The 14,525-nt window shown below is 61.0% G+C and carries 13 protein-coding genes; 6 read left to right on the forward strand and 7 right to left on the reverse strand.

Features of this window, described 5'->3' with window-relative positions:
- The first annotated feature begins 16 nt into the window (after positions 1 to 16).
- Positions 17 to 478 (forward strand): nucleoside deaminase, encoded by a 462-nt coding sequence (locus DLM45_RS11440; RefSeq protein WP_246317339.1) that lies wholly within the window; start codon positions 17 to 19, stop codon positions 476 to 478.
- A gap of 73 nt (positions 479 to 551) precedes the next feature.
- Here the strand turns inward: DLM45_RS11440 and DLM45_RS11445 are convergent, their stop codons facing one another.
- Both DLM45_RS11445 and purD read right to left on the reverse strand, forming a co-directional pair.
- Positions 552 to 1,532: a patatin-like phospholipase family protein gene (locus DLM45_RS11445; RefSeq protein ID WP_181337233.1), complete on the reverse strand. Its 981-nt coding sequence runs from the start codon at positions 1,530 to 1,532 to the stop codon at positions 552 to 554.
- A gap of 46 nt (positions 1,533 to 1,578) precedes the next feature.
- Positions 1,579 to 2,850 (reverse strand): phosphoribosylamine--glycine ligase, encoded by a 1,272-nt coding sequence (gene purD / locus DLM45_RS11450; protein WP_181337234.1) that lies wholly within the window; start codon positions 2,848 to 2,850, stop codon positions 1,579 to 1,581.
- A gap of 68 nt (positions 2,851 to 2,918) precedes the next feature.
- Between purD and xseA the strand changes: the two genes are divergently transcribed.
- Both xseA and DLM45_RS11460 read left to right on the forward strand, forming a co-directional pair.
- The gene (gene xseA / locus DLM45_RS11455) at positions 2,919 to 4,388 is read left to right on the forward strand and encodes an exodeoxyribonuclease VII large subunit (protein ID WP_181337235.1); all 1,470 of its coding nucleotides are present in this window, start codon (positions 2,919 to 2,921) and stop codon (positions 4,386 to 4,388) included.
- 90 nt (positions 4,389 to 4,478) lie between these two features.
- Entirely contained in the window at positions 4,479 to 4,721 is a 243-nt protein-coding gene (locus tag DLM45_RS11460) for a DUF2093 domain-containing protein (protein WP_181337236.1), read from the forward strand.
- Positions 4,722 to 4,729: 8 nt separating this feature from the next.
- Here the strand turns inward: DLM45_RS11460 and lpxK are convergent, their stop codons facing one another.
- Together lpxK and DLM45_RS11470 are read right to left on the reverse strand one after the other, a co-directional pair.
- A complete protein-coding gene (lpxK, locus tag DLM45_RS11465; protein ID WP_181337237.1) occupies positions 4,730 to 5,764 on the reverse strand; it encodes a tetraacyldisaccharide 4'-kinase in 1,035 nt (344 codons plus the stop codon).
- The gene (locus DLM45_RS11470) at positions 5,765 to 7,768 is read right to left on the reverse strand and encodes a glycosyltransferase N-terminal domain-containing protein (RefSeq protein ID WP_181337238.1); all 2,004 of its coding nucleotides are present in this window, start codon (positions 7,766 to 7,768) and stop codon (positions 5,765 to 5,767) included.
- 211 nt (positions 7,769 to 7,979) lie between these two features.
- Here DLM45_RS11470 and DLM45_RS11475 point away from each other — a divergent pair, with 211 nt between their 5' ends.
- Positions 7,980 to 8,717, forward strand: coding sequence for a protein tyrosine phosphatase family protein (locus DLM45_RS11475; protein WP_181337239.1), 738 nt, complete (start codon positions 7,980 to 7,982; stop codon positions 8,715 to 8,717).
- Between the two features lie 9 nt (positions 8,718 to 8,726).
- Here the strand turns inward: DLM45_RS11475 and DLM45_RS11480 are convergent, their stop codons facing one another.
- The 3 genes from DLM45_RS11480 to ubiA form a co-directional block, all read right to left on the reverse strand.
- Complete coding sequence (locus DLM45_RS11480) at positions 8,727 to 10,532, reverse strand: ABC transporter ATP-binding protein (RefSeq protein WP_343062289.1); 1,806 nt, start codon at positions 10,530 to 10,532, stop codon at positions 8,727 to 8,729.
- On the reverse strand, positions 10,529 to 10,804 hold the full coding sequence (locus DLM45_RS11485; RefSeq protein ID WP_181337240.1) for a DUF4170 domain-containing protein: 276 nt from the start codon (positions 10,802 to 10,804) through the stop codon (positions 10,529 to 10,531). The genes DLM45_RS11480 and DLM45_RS11485 overlap by 4 nt, the downstream gene beginning before the upstream one ends.
- A gap of 335 nt (positions 10,805 to 11,139) precedes the next feature.
- Entirely contained in the window at positions 11,140 to 12,102 is a 963-nt protein-coding gene (gene ubiA, locus DLM45_RS11490; RefSeq protein WP_181337241.1) for a 4-hydroxybenzoate octaprenyltransferase, read from the reverse strand.
- A 115-nt stretch (positions 12,103 to 12,217) separates the two neighbouring features.
- Between ubiA and DLM45_RS11495 the strand changes: the two genes are divergently transcribed.
- Both DLM45_RS11495 and DLM45_RS11500 read left to right on the forward strand, forming a co-directional pair.
- On the forward strand, positions 12,218 to 12,964 hold the full coding sequence (locus tag DLM45_RS11495) for a 16S rRNA (uracil(1498)-N(3))-methyltransferase (RefSeq protein ID WP_181337242.1): 747 nt from the start codon (positions 12,218 to 12,220) through the stop codon (positions 12,962 to 12,964).
- A 111-nt stretch (positions 12,965 to 13,075) separates the two neighbouring features.
- The gene (locus DLM45_RS11500; RefSeq protein WP_181337243.1) at positions 13,076 to 14,458 is read left to right on the forward strand and encodes a glutamate--cysteine ligase; all 1,383 of its coding nucleotides are present in this window, start codon (positions 13,076 to 13,078) and stop codon (positions 14,456 to 14,458) included.
- The last annotated feature ends 67 nt before the right edge of the window (positions 14,459 to 14,525 follow it).

Below are 14,525 nucleotides of genomic sequence, written 5' to 3' on the forward strand. Positions count from 1 at the left end.
GGGGCAAAGCGAGCTTATGACATTGACCGCGCCGCGAAGCCATATGCCGCTTGCACTCGGGGAGGCCCGTGCCGCCGGACTTCGCGGTGAAATCCCGGTTGGAGCGGTTCTTGTCGGGCCAACCGGTGAGGTGATTGCTGCCAGCGGCAACCGTACGCGCGAGCTTTTCGATCCGACGTCGCACGCGGAAATTCTTGTCATTCGCGCGGCTTGCGCGGCTCTGGGCCAAGAGCGACTGGTGGGGTGCGATCTTCACGTTACACTCGAACCCTGTGCGATGTGCGCTACCGCGATTTCCTTCGCGCGTATCCGGCGCCTGTACTATGGCGCGAGCGATCCGAAGGGAGGTGGCGTCGAGCACGGAGCGCGTGTTTTCAGCCAGCCGACGTGCCACCATGCGCCGGAGATCTATGCCGGGATTGGTGAGGCAGAGGCGAGTGCGCTGCTGAAAGAGTTTTTTGCAACGAGAAGAGTCTAAAGGTTGCGCCTTGCGCTGGATCCCCGCTCTTCGACGCGACTGCGTCGCGCTCGACCGAGGATGACGAAGTCGATCAATCGCGTTTTCGGGCGCGAGCGCGGGCGAGAAGGCTGCGTCGTTTTGGCTTTTCAGCGGTGGCAGGTTCGGGTTTTGGTTCGTGGGTGACTTCAGCGAGTGTTTCGACAGATAAAACGCGCGTGAGCTGCTGCTTCAGTTGCTGCTTAGCTGGTGCGGCTGCGTCGAAAATTTCGTCATACTTTCGGAAATCAAGAACCTGAAAGGTATTCGTTCCAGCGCGGATTAGGATGTCGGGCTGCGCGGCTTTCAGCTTTTCGCGAACGATGGTGCGTTCGAACAGAAAGGCGCTTGCGAACAGCGCCTCGAACGCGGTTGGCGCTGGGCGTTTTGGGTTGGCGCTGGGGCAGCCCGTCACGTCTATTGCGACGACGATATCACATTCGCCAAATAGAAGATCGAAAGGCAGCGGGTTCGTCAGACCGCCATCGATAAGCGCGTGTCCGTCCAGAATGACCGGCTGAAAGATTGCAGGAAGCGCCATGCTTGCAGCAACGGCTTGGCGAAGCGGACCCTCAGTAAAGATCTTCGGTTCCTGATCGTAGAAATCGGATGCGACGATCTTCAGCGGGATCTCACACTCTGCGAAGTCGCTTTTCACTTCCTTCGGCAGGATGACGTCGAGAACGGTTTCGGGATTGAGGATGGCGTTGCGCGCGCTGAAGACGCTCAGAAGCTGCTGCAATGGTTGAGCGGCCATGAAGAGTTCGCGCACAATTCCGAAGCGCTGACCCAGGATCAGACGGGTGTGCGTGCGCAGGTCTTTGCCTGAGATGCCGGACGCGTAAGCGGCGCCGTAGATTGCGCCGATGGAGGTTCCGGCGATGATGGACGGGCGTATGCCGAGTTCATCAAATGCTTCGAGCATCGAGATATGTGCGAGACCGCGCGCGCCGCCGCCGCCGAGCGCGAGACCAATTCGCGGCGAATGGGAAATCGGCCGCGTTGTCTGCTGGGTGGCTTCTATGCGGGGTTTCATGGATTTCTCGCTTACCCGTGCAAATCGAAGCGTTCGCGCATTCCGTTCAGCGAGCTTTCAACGCTCGCCAGCCGATATCCGTGCGATAAAACCCGCCTGGCCATTCGATTTTTTCAATCGCGGCATAAGCGGCGTCGCGGGCTTCGGCGATGGTGCGGCCCCGTCCGGTGATGTTTAGCACGCGACCGCCGTTGGCAAGAAGGCGCGGACCGTCGCGGCGGGTTCCGGCGTGGAAGATTTCAACGCCGGGCGTTTGGCGTGCCGTTTCGAGGCCCTTGATCTCGGTGTCTTTGGTCGGTGTTCCGGGATAACCTTCGGCCGCCATGACGACGGTCAAAGCTGCGTCGTCGCTCCAGCGGACGGTGAACTTTCCGAGCACACCATCGGCTGTTGCGATGAGGCTCGAAAGCAGGTCGGATTTCAGACGCAGCATCAGCACCTGTGTTTCCGGATCGCCGAAGCGGACGTTGTATTCGATGAGCTTCGGGCCGGTTGACGTAATCATCAGACCCGCAAAAAGAACGCCCTTGAACGGAGTGCCACGGCTCGCCATCGTTTTGACGGTCGGCTCGATGATTTCGCGCATCACGCGCTGGGTCATTTCTTCGGTCATGACAGGCGCGGGGGAATAGGCGCCCATGCCGCCCGTGTTCGGACCGGTGTCGCCTTCGCCGACGCGCTTGTGATCCTGGGCAGACGCCAAGGGGATAGCCGTTTTGCCATCACAGAGTGCGAAGAAGCTGGCTTCCTCTCCGTCGAGAAATTCTTCGATGAGGACTTCGCGTCCCGCCGCTCCGAACGCTCCGGAGAAGCAGGCGTCGATTGCGGCTTCGGCTTCGCTCTGCGTGGCGGCGATGACGACGCCCTTACCAGCGGCGAGCCCGTCCGCTTTGACCACGATGGGAAGCGTTTTCGTGGCGAGATAGGATTTTGCGCTCGTTGCGTCTGTGAAGCGGCCGTAATCAGCCGTCGGAATGTTGGCTTCGCGGCAGAGGTCTTTGGTGAAGCCCTTCGACCCTTCAAGCTGGGCCGCAGCTTTGGTCGGACCGAAATAGCGGATCCCGGCGTCGTCCAGCGCATTCCCCAGACCATCGACGAGTGGCGCTTCAGGACCGATGACGACGAATTCGATAGCGTTGTCGCGACAGAAGCCGATGACGGCCTCATGGTTGCCTGCGTCGAGAGCGACACATTCCGCGAGTTCCGCGATTCCGGGATTTCCCGGTGCGCAAAAAAGCTTCGTTAGCAGCGGACTGGCGCTCAGCGCCCAGGCAAGTGCGTGCTCGCGTCCGCCCGCTCCGATTAGTAAGACGTTCATTCGGTCGCCCTGTTGGTTTTCGGGCCCTGGTGTATCATCGAACTTGAAACAGACAAGACGGCAGACAATTGACTGACCTTCCTCAAGCAAAAGATGCCCGTTCGGGCGCGAACACGCCGGAGTATTCCGTTTCCGAGCTTTCGGGCGCGATCCGGCGCGCGATCGAGGGCGAATTCGGACATGTGCGTCTCCGGGGCGAAATTTCCGGTTATCGCGGCCCTCATGCCTCCGGACACTGCTATTTCGCACTCAAGGATGACAAGGCGAAGATCGACGCGGTTATCTGGAAGGGATCATTTGGCCGCCTGCGCTTCAAGCCCGAAGAGGGCATGGAGGTTATCGCCCAAGGCAAGCTGACCACGTTTCCGGGGTCGTCGAAGTATCAGATCGTCATAGAGGCCATTGAACCGGCAGGTGCCGGTGCGTTGATGGCGGTTCTGGAAGAGCGGAAACGCAAGCTCGCGGCCGAGGGGCTTTTTGACGAAGCGCGCAAGAAGCCCCTGCCGTTTCTGCCGAAGGTGGTTGGCATCGTCACGTCGCCGACCGGCGCGGTGATCCGAGATATGCTGCACGGCTTCAACGAGCGTTTTCCGACGCGCGTTTTGCTTTGGCCGGTGCGCGTACAAGGCGAAGGCAGTGCGGCTGAGGTCGCCGCGGCGATCCGTGGTTTCAACGCGCTTTCTGCCGACGGTAAGGTTCCGCGCCCGGACGTTCTGATCGTGGCGCGCGGCGGTGGCAGCCTTGAGGACCTTTGGGGGTTCAACGAAGAGAGCGTGGCGCGGGCGGTCGCGGAGAGTGACATCCCGCTGATCTCGGCAGTCGGGCATGAAACCGACTGGACGCTGATCGATCTCGTTGCGGATGCGCGCGCTCCAACGCCGACCAAGGCTGCGGAATGGGCGGTTCCTAAGTATTCCGACCTGATAGAACGGGTCGAGAGTTTTGATAGCCGTCAGCGCACTGCGATGCGGCGCGTGCTCAACGATGTTCGCTCGCACCTCAAGGCGTCGGCTCGGGGTTTGCCAAGATTGGCGGATCTCATCGCTATGCCACGTCAGCGTTTCGATGCCGTTGATGGGCGGCTGTCGCGGGCGCTTTTGTCGAATACGCGCGCTCATGGTACGCGGCTGGCAAGAACGGGCGGGCGTTTGAATGGGGCCCCGCTGGTTCAGAAGATTTCCAGACTTGACGAACGGTTGCAGACGCTGGATCGGCGTCGACACCGGGCTTTAGCGCAACGGCTGGTCGACAGCCGCCGGACGCTCGACGGACGCGCGGCGCTTCTCAAGTCGTTGGGTTATCAGAGCGTTCTGGCGCGAGGGTTCGCGCTGGTACGGGATGACGCGGGACTTATGGTCAGGTCGGCGGGATCGATTGCGCCGGGTGCAGCGCTCGGCATCGAATTTGCCGACGGACGGATCGGTGTCGTCGCGGATGGTACCCCACCGCTTGACAGAAGCGGTCGCGATCCGCAAATCGACACAAAACCCCCGCGCCCCAAGAAAGGCGGTCGCGGCGGACAGGGCTCTCTTTTTTAATGAGCTTGAGCTAGACTGTTTGATGTGCAGGGTTGTGGCCCGCACATCAAACACTGTTGGCCTGCAGAGATAGGCGCGCTCCGAGGCAGAATGAACCGTATCGAGAAATTTTTTGGCGTTCGTAACGAAGCCAAGCTTCGCTATCTGGACGGAGAATTCGAAGTCGTCTCCGCGGGCGAGTTCGTGCGCTGCGCCGTGACCGGGCAGCCGATTGCGCTGAACGATCTGCGCTACTGGAGCGTCGACGCACAGGAGGCGTATGCATCGGCCGAGATTTCGCTGCAGCGGTATCTCGAACTCAAGGCTCAAGGCGACGTGTCGCGTCTCGGTTGATCGCCCTGCTATGATTGCCGCGAGAGCGCGGCATGGAGCAACGCTTTCAAGGTTTGCAAATTTTCGCCGTCTATCGCCGCTTCAATGGCCAGCACCGATGAAGCCGCACGGAGTTCGGTGACAGCGCCACTTGCGCTTGCGAGGCGCGCGAAATCTTTCTCGGTCGTGATGAGTTCCGCGTTTGCGCCCTGTGCTGCTTCGAGCAGCATGCGTGCATCGTGGTCTGAAAACGGATGATGATCGGCGAAGGCGTGACGGCTGAGTACGACGGCCCCTAATGTTTCCAGCAGAGAGAAGAACCGTCCGGGGTTTGCGATACCGGCATAGGCGATAACTTTTCGGCTGCGGAAACGATCGGCATTCGCGGTTGGGCGCACTGAAGCGGATATGATCGGTGCTGATGTCAGCCTGCTGAGTTTGACACGCAGGTCGCTGGCGGCGGATCGGACTTCGCCGTTTAGAACAATCAGGTTTGCAAGGCGGATTTGTTCGGCGAGCGGCGCCCGCAGTGGTCCCGCCGGGATGACGCGGCCATTGCCGAAGCGTCGTGCGCAATCGACGACTGCAATCGTCAAATCCTTTGCGAGGGTGGGATTTTGCAAGCCATCGTCCATGATGATTGCAGCGGGGCCGGTTGCGTTCTGCTCAATCAGTTCGGCACCTTTTCGTCGGTCACGTGAGACGACGGCGGATGCGTGTGCTGCGAGCAGGAAAGGTTCGTCGCCGACGTCGGCCGCGGCATGGCGCGTAGGGTCCACGAGAACTGCGCCGGATGCGCTTCCGCCGTATCCGCGAGATAGAAACCACGGTGCGCGGCCTTCTTCCTTGACGAGTTTGGCAAGGAGCAGCGCAAGCGGTGTTTTACCGGATCCGCCAGCGGTGAAATTTCCGACGCATATGACCGGAAGGCGCGAACGGTAGCCGTTTTGATCGCGCAGGCGCGCTGAAGCGATACGTCCGACGACCGCTGCGACCGGAGCGAGAAGCGCGGCCTGCCATGACGATTCCGCGCCGTACCACCATTCGGGTTCGCGGACCGGCATTTAACGCCTCTGTCGTTCGAGTAGAGGCAGAATTGCGCCGAGCGTTTTATCCAGTGCACCACCGAGCGATTGCAGAGCGCGATCTGCGCCCGCTCGCATCTTCTCTGCCGCGGCATGATCTGCGTAGAGTCGGGTGACCTGCTTGGCGATGTCATCGGAGGAGCGCACTTCGGCTGCACCGCCCTCGGCATAAAGCGCGGCGTAGGCATCGCGAAAGTTGTGCGTGAAGGGACCGGATAGGATCGCGGCACCCATGCGGACGGCTTCGATTGGATTTTGCCCGCCGTGTTCGACCAGCGAGCCGCCGATCAATGCGATCGGCGCGATCTTGTAGAAGGTGCCGAGTTCTCCGATCGTATCGGCGATGTAAATTTCGGTATCGGCCGACGGAGCAGACGCGCGGCTGCGAAGCTCCGTCTTCAGGCCCAGTGCGCCGAGCGATGAAGCAAGTGCGCTGCCACGGTCCGGATGGCGGGGCACGATGATTGTCAGCAAGCCTTGCACGTCGCGCCGCATCAGCGCGTGTGCCGCAGCAATGACGGTGTCTTCGCCAGGGTGCGTGCTCGCGGCGAGGAAGACCGGCCGTGTGCGGATTGCTGATTGGAGTGTCGCGAGCGCATCGGCATCGACGGGCGGCGGCGGCGCGTCGATCTTCAGATTTCCGGCGGTGATGACGTTCGGCGCGCCGAGGCGCTTGATGGCGCGGGTGATCTGCGCGTTCTGCGTCAGCACGGCTGAGAAGCGGGAAAACAGCGGCCGTCCGAATTTCGCGAAGCGCCGCCAGCGGCTGATGCTTCGTGGGGACATGCGCGCGTTAACGAGCACGAGCGGAATTTTATGCGCGGCCGTTTTCAACACGAGGTTTGGCCAGATGTCAGATTCCGTGAAAATCGAAATCGAAGGCCGCCAGTGATCGAGAAATCTTTCGATGTAGCTCGGCACATCCAGCGGCACGTATTGGTGAAACGCGCGCTCCGGCAGGCGGCGCGCGGCAACCTCTGCCGACGTCGTTGTGCCTGTCGTCAACAGCACGTGGACATCGTCAGCCGCGGCGAGGATGCGATCGATCATCGGTAGGACGGCGTTCGCTTCGCCGACGCTGGCGGCATGAACCCAGACGATCTGTCCGGGCGGTCGTGGGCGTCCAGCGAAACCTAAACGTTCGCCGCGCCGGTGGATGTTTTCCTTGCCCTGGCGACCGCGCATATTGAGGAAAGCCGGAACGGCTGGGCGAAAAAGCGATGTTCCCGCGCGGTATACCTTCAATGCGAGGCCGGGCTCGGGCGGATTGGCGGCGGCGAGAACATCGAGCGGGGTCGCGCGGTTGATGTCGCCGCCTGCGAGTTCATACGCGCGGACAGTCACCGCGTTGAGCACGGTTTCGAGTTCCAGGCGTTTGGACTCGAGTACGTCTGCGTCAGCGTCCTTCGGAACGAAGATCGGATTGCCGCCGACGAATGCGAGCTTCGAATAGGGAAGGGCGAACGTCAGCCGGCTCCAAGTGTCGAGCGATGCGAAATGTTTCGACGCGACTGCCACGGGTACAATGGGGCGGCCGGAGATTCGTGCGATTGCGATGATCCCGGCACCAGCTACGCGGGCTGGTCCCGGCGGTACGTCCGCCGTCATTACCAGCGATGCGCCGTCGCGCAGCGTGCCGACGGACGCGCGCAACGCGGCGGCGCCACCGCGGTCGCGCTTTCGGTGTCCGGCACCTGCGCCGCGGATCAGTTCGACGTCCATCGAGCGCATCGTCTCGCTGACGAGTTCAGCGTCTCCGTGCCGCGCCACCATCGCGGCGACCCTGACATTTTCGGGCCGCAGTTCCGAGACCATCATGAACTGGCCGTGCCAGCATGCGACGATACAGGGGTGGACGCCTGCAAGGCGGTCCAGGAGATCGCTGGGTTCGTAAACGCTGGTAGATGTTCGGCCGACGTGGCGGATGTAGCGGGCAACAGTGCGCCCGCCAAATCGCAGCAGCGTCTTCTTCGTATCGGCCATGCGGACAGGTCGCCTTCCAGGTCTCGGGAGAGTGGTCGTCAGGACAGAAACCGAATGAGGTTCGAACCCCTTGCGGCCTGTTGCTATAGTGAATAACTAGCACGTTCAATTGCGGACCGGTCCCGGGGCATTTTGTGTACGAACAAGTTACCGAAACGCTGGGGACGGCCGTTCTGCGGGGGCCGAATCGCGGGCATTCTACCGGGCGACTATGGCCAGCCTGATCAAACAAGCAAAACGTGGGTTGCGCCGGAAGAGCACTGCGCTTCTGCAGGGCGCCGTTGGCGCTTCGCCGGGCTGGGTCCGGTCCCGGTTTGCTCCGGCGTTGTGCTACGGCGACATGCTCGTCATGGACTACGGTATTGCTCGCGTTCTTTACAATAACCGCCATCGCATTTCGGATGACATTTGGCGCTCGGCGCAACCGGCACCACACCACGTGGCGTGGATTGCGAAGCGCGGAATCCGGACGATCGTAAATCTCCGCAGCGAGCAGACCTTCGGTACACGTTGGCTGGAGCAGCAAGCATGCGCGCGGCACGGGATCGCTTTTGTTGATCTGATGTTGAAATCGCGGGATGCGCCGACGCGGGCTGATTTTCTCGCCATGCGTAGCATGCTGGAGCGCGTGGAGTATCCTATCCTCGTGCATTGCAAGTCTGGCGCGGATCGCGCGGGCTTGATGAGCGCCGTGGCGCTTTTGGTGCATGAAGGTTTGCCGGTGCGCAAAGCGAAGGAGCAGCTTTCGCTCCGCTTTGGGCACATCCGCAGCGCCGACACGGGTGTGCTCGACGCTGTGTTCGACCGCTACCTTCAGGATGAAGCGAAGACAGGCATTGGCTTCTGGGAGTGGGTCGAGACCGTCTACGATGCCAAAGAGGTCAATCAGTCGTTCAAGGCGAATGGCTGGGCCAATCGTCTGGTGAACGGGCTCCTGCGGCGCGAATAGCGTCTGACCTCAGCCTGCAATCGCATGGCCGTGGCTCGACCGGTTCAGGCGCGCGTAATGTGCGTCGTTGCTCAACAGTTCGGCATGCGTGCCACGTTCGACGATGCGGCCGCCATCCATCACGCAAATGATATCGGCGTTCTGCACCGTCGACAGGCGATGGGCGATGACGAGAGTGGTGCGCGATTTGGTGAACTTAGCGAGCGCCTGCTGGACAAGAAGTTCGCTTTCGTTGTCGAGCGCGCTGGTGGCTTCGTCCAGCAGAAGAATGGGCGCATTCTTGAGGATGGCGCGGGCGAGGGCGATGCGTTGGCGTTGTCCGCCCGAAAGGCGACTGCCGCTGCTACCGATGACCGTCTGATAGCCTTGCGGCTGGGCCAGAATGAAGTCGTGTGCTGCTGCGGCTTTCGTCGCTTCGATGATGTCTGCCTCGCTGGCTCCGAGGCGGCCGAGCGCGACATTGGCGAGGATGGTATCGTCGAACAGTGTGATGTCCTGGCTGACGATGGAAACCTGATCGCGCAACGAGGCAAGCGTTACGTCGCGTACTTCCTGGCCATCGATGAATATCTCGCCTGAGGTTGGATCGAAGAGGCGCGGCACGAGGTTGACGATGGTTGTCTTGCCTGCGCCGGACCGGCCGACGAGCGCTACCGTCGATCCGCCTGGAACGTCGAGCGTGAAATCATAGACGGCGCGGTCCGTCGATTTCGGATCATAGGCGAAGGCGACGTGGCGGAATGATATTTCTCCGCGAGAGACGTTGAGCCGTGCTGCATTCGGCTTGTCGGTAATGGACGGTTTTTCGTCGATGAGGCCGTAGAAGCTTTCAGCGGCGGCGATACCTTCCTGGACGCGTCCGGCCAGGCTGCCAAGCGCGCGGATCGGTTGAGCGGCCATCAACAGGGCCGTAACAAAGCCCATGAAGTCGCCAACGGTCGAAATGCCGTTCGAAATTCGCAGATAGGCGAAGGCGACGACGCCAGCGATTGCGAGACCGCCGAGGACTTCGAGGATCGGGTCCATGCGGGCGCGGGTTTTCACCGCCTTCATGCGCAGGCGGTAGATGTCTTCGAAGCTGTTATCGAGGCGACCGGCAGCATAGTCTTCAAGGCGGAACGACTTGATAAGACGCGAGCCGGACAGCTTCTCCGTCAACAGCGATGTCATGTCGCCGAGGCCGCTTTGCGTCTGCTTGGCAACGCGGCGCAGGCGTGAGCTGATCGCTGCGATGGGAAGGGCTGCGATCGGATAGACGCTCAAGACGACGAGCGTCATTGCCCAATCGAGATAGAGCATTGCGATCACAAGGGCGATAACCGAAAGCGTATCGCGCAGAGCGGAGTTCAATCCAGCCGTGAGCGCCGTTTGAATGAAGCCGATGTCGTTCGTCAGGCGTGAGACGAGGCGTCCCGGTGTCTCGCGCGAGAGACGTGCGAAATCTGCATTGACGAGATGGCGGAACGCGAGCTTCTGCATGTCGGCGGTCAGTCGCAGAACGAAATGGTTGGTCGCGACTGCCTGGAAGAACAGAAACGTTGCGCGTGCGCAGGTGATGCCGACGATGGCCGCGAGTACCCACGGAAGTGCGCCGGTGTGGCCGCCCATCAGTGTGTCGAACGAGAGCTTGATGACTGTTGGATAGCCGCCCGTTATCGCCGCAAGACATGCCGTGAGGAAAAACGTCCAGACGAGTTGCCAACGGCGCGGCCACACCCACTCGGACATGAAGCGGTTCAGGATGGCGCGTGACGCCGCATCAAGACGGAGTCGTGCCCGAGGACGTTTGCCGGGCTTGTTGTCGACTGAACTCACGAGGCGGATGTTTCGGGTTGTGGCGGGACCTTCAGGCCGTTCGGTTCGAGCAGCCGATGCAGGTGCACGATGAAGTAGCGCGTCATTGCATTGTCGACCGAGCGCTGGGCGGCGTTTTTCCAGGCGGCGTACGCGGTTTGATAGTTGGGGAAAACGCCAACGATATCGATCTCGCTCAGGTCACTGAATTCGTGACCTTCGAGGCTTTTCAATTCGCCGCCAAATACGAGGTGCAGAAGTTGCGGTTGTGTCGATTGGGTAGGCGAGGTCATGGCGTCGTCGATTTTCCCTTGGAATCCGGGGCGCAATCACGAAGTAAGCGGCCCTGTACACTTCGAAGCGTTATCTCGGGGTCCGAGAAAGCTCATGCGTCCCCTTGCGTCAACCATTCGGCAATATTTTGCGCGTGGCAAAGCGTTCCGCGCAGCTTCGGCCGAAAGCCGGACATTTCGAAACGCCATATTTACGGACGTGTTAAGGCTATCGGAAGGGGCTTGTGCTAGATTTTTCGTAATGCGGGCCGATAGCGCCCCAAGTAAAGTCGATATCGAGGCGTTACGGCGCGGCGCGAAGGGGGCCTTCGCGCCGTTCCTGTTTTCGGGCGGGTTTAGCCCAATCCCGCGAACCAGGATAGCGTCGTATCGGCCAGCAGGCCGACGAACACGGCGATCCCCACATCACGGTTAGACTTGAAGCGCCACAGGCAGTTGGCGGGGTCCTTGATGTCGAGCGTTGCGACCTGCCAGGACATTTGCAGGAAGACCAGCGTCACCGAAAGAAAATAGACAAGGTGGGCGCCCGCAAGCGCGCCGGCGACGAGCCAGAACAGGCTGGCGAGCGTGTACATCGCGCCGACGAATGTGACGGTATCTTCGCCGAATTGCAGTGCCGTTGAGCCAAGCCCCAGAAGCGCATCGTCTTCCTTGTCCTGGTGGGCATAGATCGTGTCATAGCCGATCGTCCAGAACACGCAGCCGACGTAAAGGACAATGGCCGGAAGCGCGAGCGACCCTTGAACGGCGGACCACCCGACGAGCGCACCCCAGCTGAACGTCAATCCGAGCACGAGTTGGGGATATGGCATCACGCGCTTGGCGAACGGATAGACGCTGACGAGGGCGAGCGAACCGATTGCGAGCCAGATCGTGAACCAATCGAAATTGACCAGAACGGCAAGGCCGACGAGGGCGCAGACAACTGCGAACTTCAACGCGCCTTCGGGCGACACCTGGCCGGATGGAATCGGGCGGCTGCGCGTGCGTTCGACTTTGGCGTCGATGTCGCGATCTATGTAGTCATTATAGGCGCAACCGGCGGCGCGCATGGCGAACGCGCCAATTGCAAACAATACGAGATAGCTCGCGTTCGCTACGGGTTCACGCTCTGAAACCTGAGCGAGCATTAGCGACCACCAGCAGGGAAACAGCAGCAGCCAAGCGCCGATCGGACGGTCGAAACGGCCCAGGCGAAGGTATGGCCGCCACGACGCGGGCGCCCAGCGGTCAACCCAATTTGACGGGGCTGCGTCGGCCACCGGTAAATTCGTTCCTGAGGAAAAATCTGCTCCCATTACTCAACCGTGCGCCGGAATTTTGCGCGAACGCTAGCGGTCAAGGTGCCGCAACGCAATGGCTCGGCGCCAACGCGGCGTTTGACGGGACGCGCGGCTCGGTTAAGACGGCAGAATGGCTGTCCGCGATCTGACTTCAGAACGTCTTTTCGTTGCCTCGGACCTCGCGCAAGGGGCTGAGGTGGCGCTTGAATCCGCGCAGGCTCATTATCTGACGAACGTGCTCAGGATGCAGGCCGGCGCGGCTGTGCTTGTTTTTAACGGCCGCGACGGAGAATGGCTGGCAACGCTCGCCGATGTTCGAAAGCGTGGCGCGACACTCCGCGCTGAGCGTCAAACACGGCCACAGGAAGCCGGGCCTGACATTGATTACCTCTTCGCACCGCTGAAGCGATCGCGCCTGGACTATATGGTGCAGAAGGCGACGGAGATGGGCGTTGCGCGCCTTCGGCCCGTCATCACCGAGCGAACGATTGCCGAGCGCGTCAATTCCGACCGGATGCGGGCGAATGTGATCGAAGCCGCCGAGCAGTGCGGCGTTCTTCGGGTACCCGAGGTTCTGTCGCCGCAGTCATTATCCAGCGCTTTGGACGCTTGGGATAAGGCGCGCCCGCTTATCTACTGCGACGAAGCGGCAGAGATGGCCGATCCGATCGCCGTGCTTAGAGGCGTGACGAAGGGGCCGGTCGGCGTTCTGATAGGGCCAGAGGGCGGATTTTCGGCGGGAGAGCGTGCGCGGTTGATGGCTCAACCCTATGTCGTGGCGCTTTCGCTCGGACCACGAATCATGCGGGCAGACACGGCGGCGGTGGCCGTTTTGGCTCTGGTCAACAGTGTATTGGGTGACTGGCAAGGACGGTAAAAAACGTCCCTTCGCTCTTCTCTTGCCGATCCTTGTTCTCCCCGCCATAAGGCTCCAGCCGTCCGGGAGCTACCCGAGCGCAGTCAAGGGATCGAGCCGGGTTACGCGGGCATGTCCACACGAGAGCAGGGTGCAGAAGCCGAACGGGTCGAGTCGCGCGACGATCTCGTGCGCTGGATCGCGGCTGGCGAGAAGCCCAAATCGGATTGGCGAATTGGTACGGAGCACGAGAAGTTCGTTTTCCGCACGATGTCGCTTGCTCCGGTGCCCTACGGCGGCAACGACGGTATTCGCGCGTTGATGGAGCAATTGATCGCCCGCTTCGGCTGGATTCCGATTCAGGAAGGCGACAACATTATCGCGCTCAAGCGGCCCGAAGGCGAGAAGGGCGGAACCATCAGCCTCGAACCCGGCGGTCAATTCGAGCTGTCGGGCCAGCCTCTCGATTCGTTGCACGAGACGGCGGACGAAACGGACGAACATCTGCGCGAAGTCCTTGGCGTCGGCGAAGATCTCGCGATCGGTTTTCTCGGTGTCGGCTTCTCGCCGAAATGGCGGCTCGATGAGGTGCCGCATATGCCGAAGAAGCGTTACGAGGTGATGACGCGCTATATGCCGACGGTTGGCAGCCGCGGCCTCGACATGATGTATCGGACGGCGACGATACAAGTGAATCTCGACTTTGGCTCAGAAGCCGACATGGTGAAAAAGCTGCGCGTGTCGCTGGCGCTGCAGCCGATCGCTACGGCGCTGTTTGCCTCCTCGCCATTTACCGAAGGACGGCCGAACGGTTTTCAGTCCATGCGCAGCGAAGTCTGGCGCGCCACGGACAGGCGGCGCACCGGCATGCTGCCATTCGCGTTCGAAGCGGGCATGGGCTACGAGCGCTATGTCGATTATGCGCTCGATGTGCCGATGTATTTCGTCTACCGAGACGGCAACTATTTCGATGTCGCCGGAGCGTCGTTCCGCGATTTCATGGCAGGGCGGCTCAAAGGCCTTGAGGGCGTTTTGCCGACTGCGGACGATTGGTCCGATCACCTGACGACGCTTTTTCCGGAAGTGCGTTTAAAGCGCTTTCTAGAAATGCGCGGAGCGGACGGCGGGCGCTGGGGCACGATCACTGCGCTGCCGGCATTTTGGACAGGCATTCTCTACGACGACGCGGCGCTGGACCAGGCATGGCAGCTCGTTCGCGATTGGACCGCAGTAGAGCGCGAAACCCTTCGCAATGACGTGCCAAAGGAAGGTTTTGCCGCCAAGCTGCGCGGGAGAAGCGTCCGCGAGATTACGCGCGACGCACTTGCTATCTCGCGCCTTGGTTTGCAAAATCGCGGCCGGCGAAATGAACAGGGTGCGGACGAAACGGTGTATCTGGAGCCGCTGGACTATATTGTCGCCAGTGGACAGACGGTATCCGACGACCTTCTGCAGCGCTATAATGGGCGCTGGGAAAAGACGATCGACCACATTTTCGAGGAGTTCGCGTTCTAGACGGCCGCGGACTCCCTCCATAGCTTGGAACCAGCGCGAGGGCCTCTGGTTCAGCGGGTGTTCATGG

It is taken from the genome of Hyphomicrobium methylovorum, from assembly GCF_013626205.1.
In the GTDB taxonomy this organism is placed as follows: Bacteria; Pseudomonadota; Alphaproteobacteria; order Rhizobiales; family Hyphomicrobiaceae; genus Hyphomicrobium_B; species Hyphomicrobium_B methylovorum.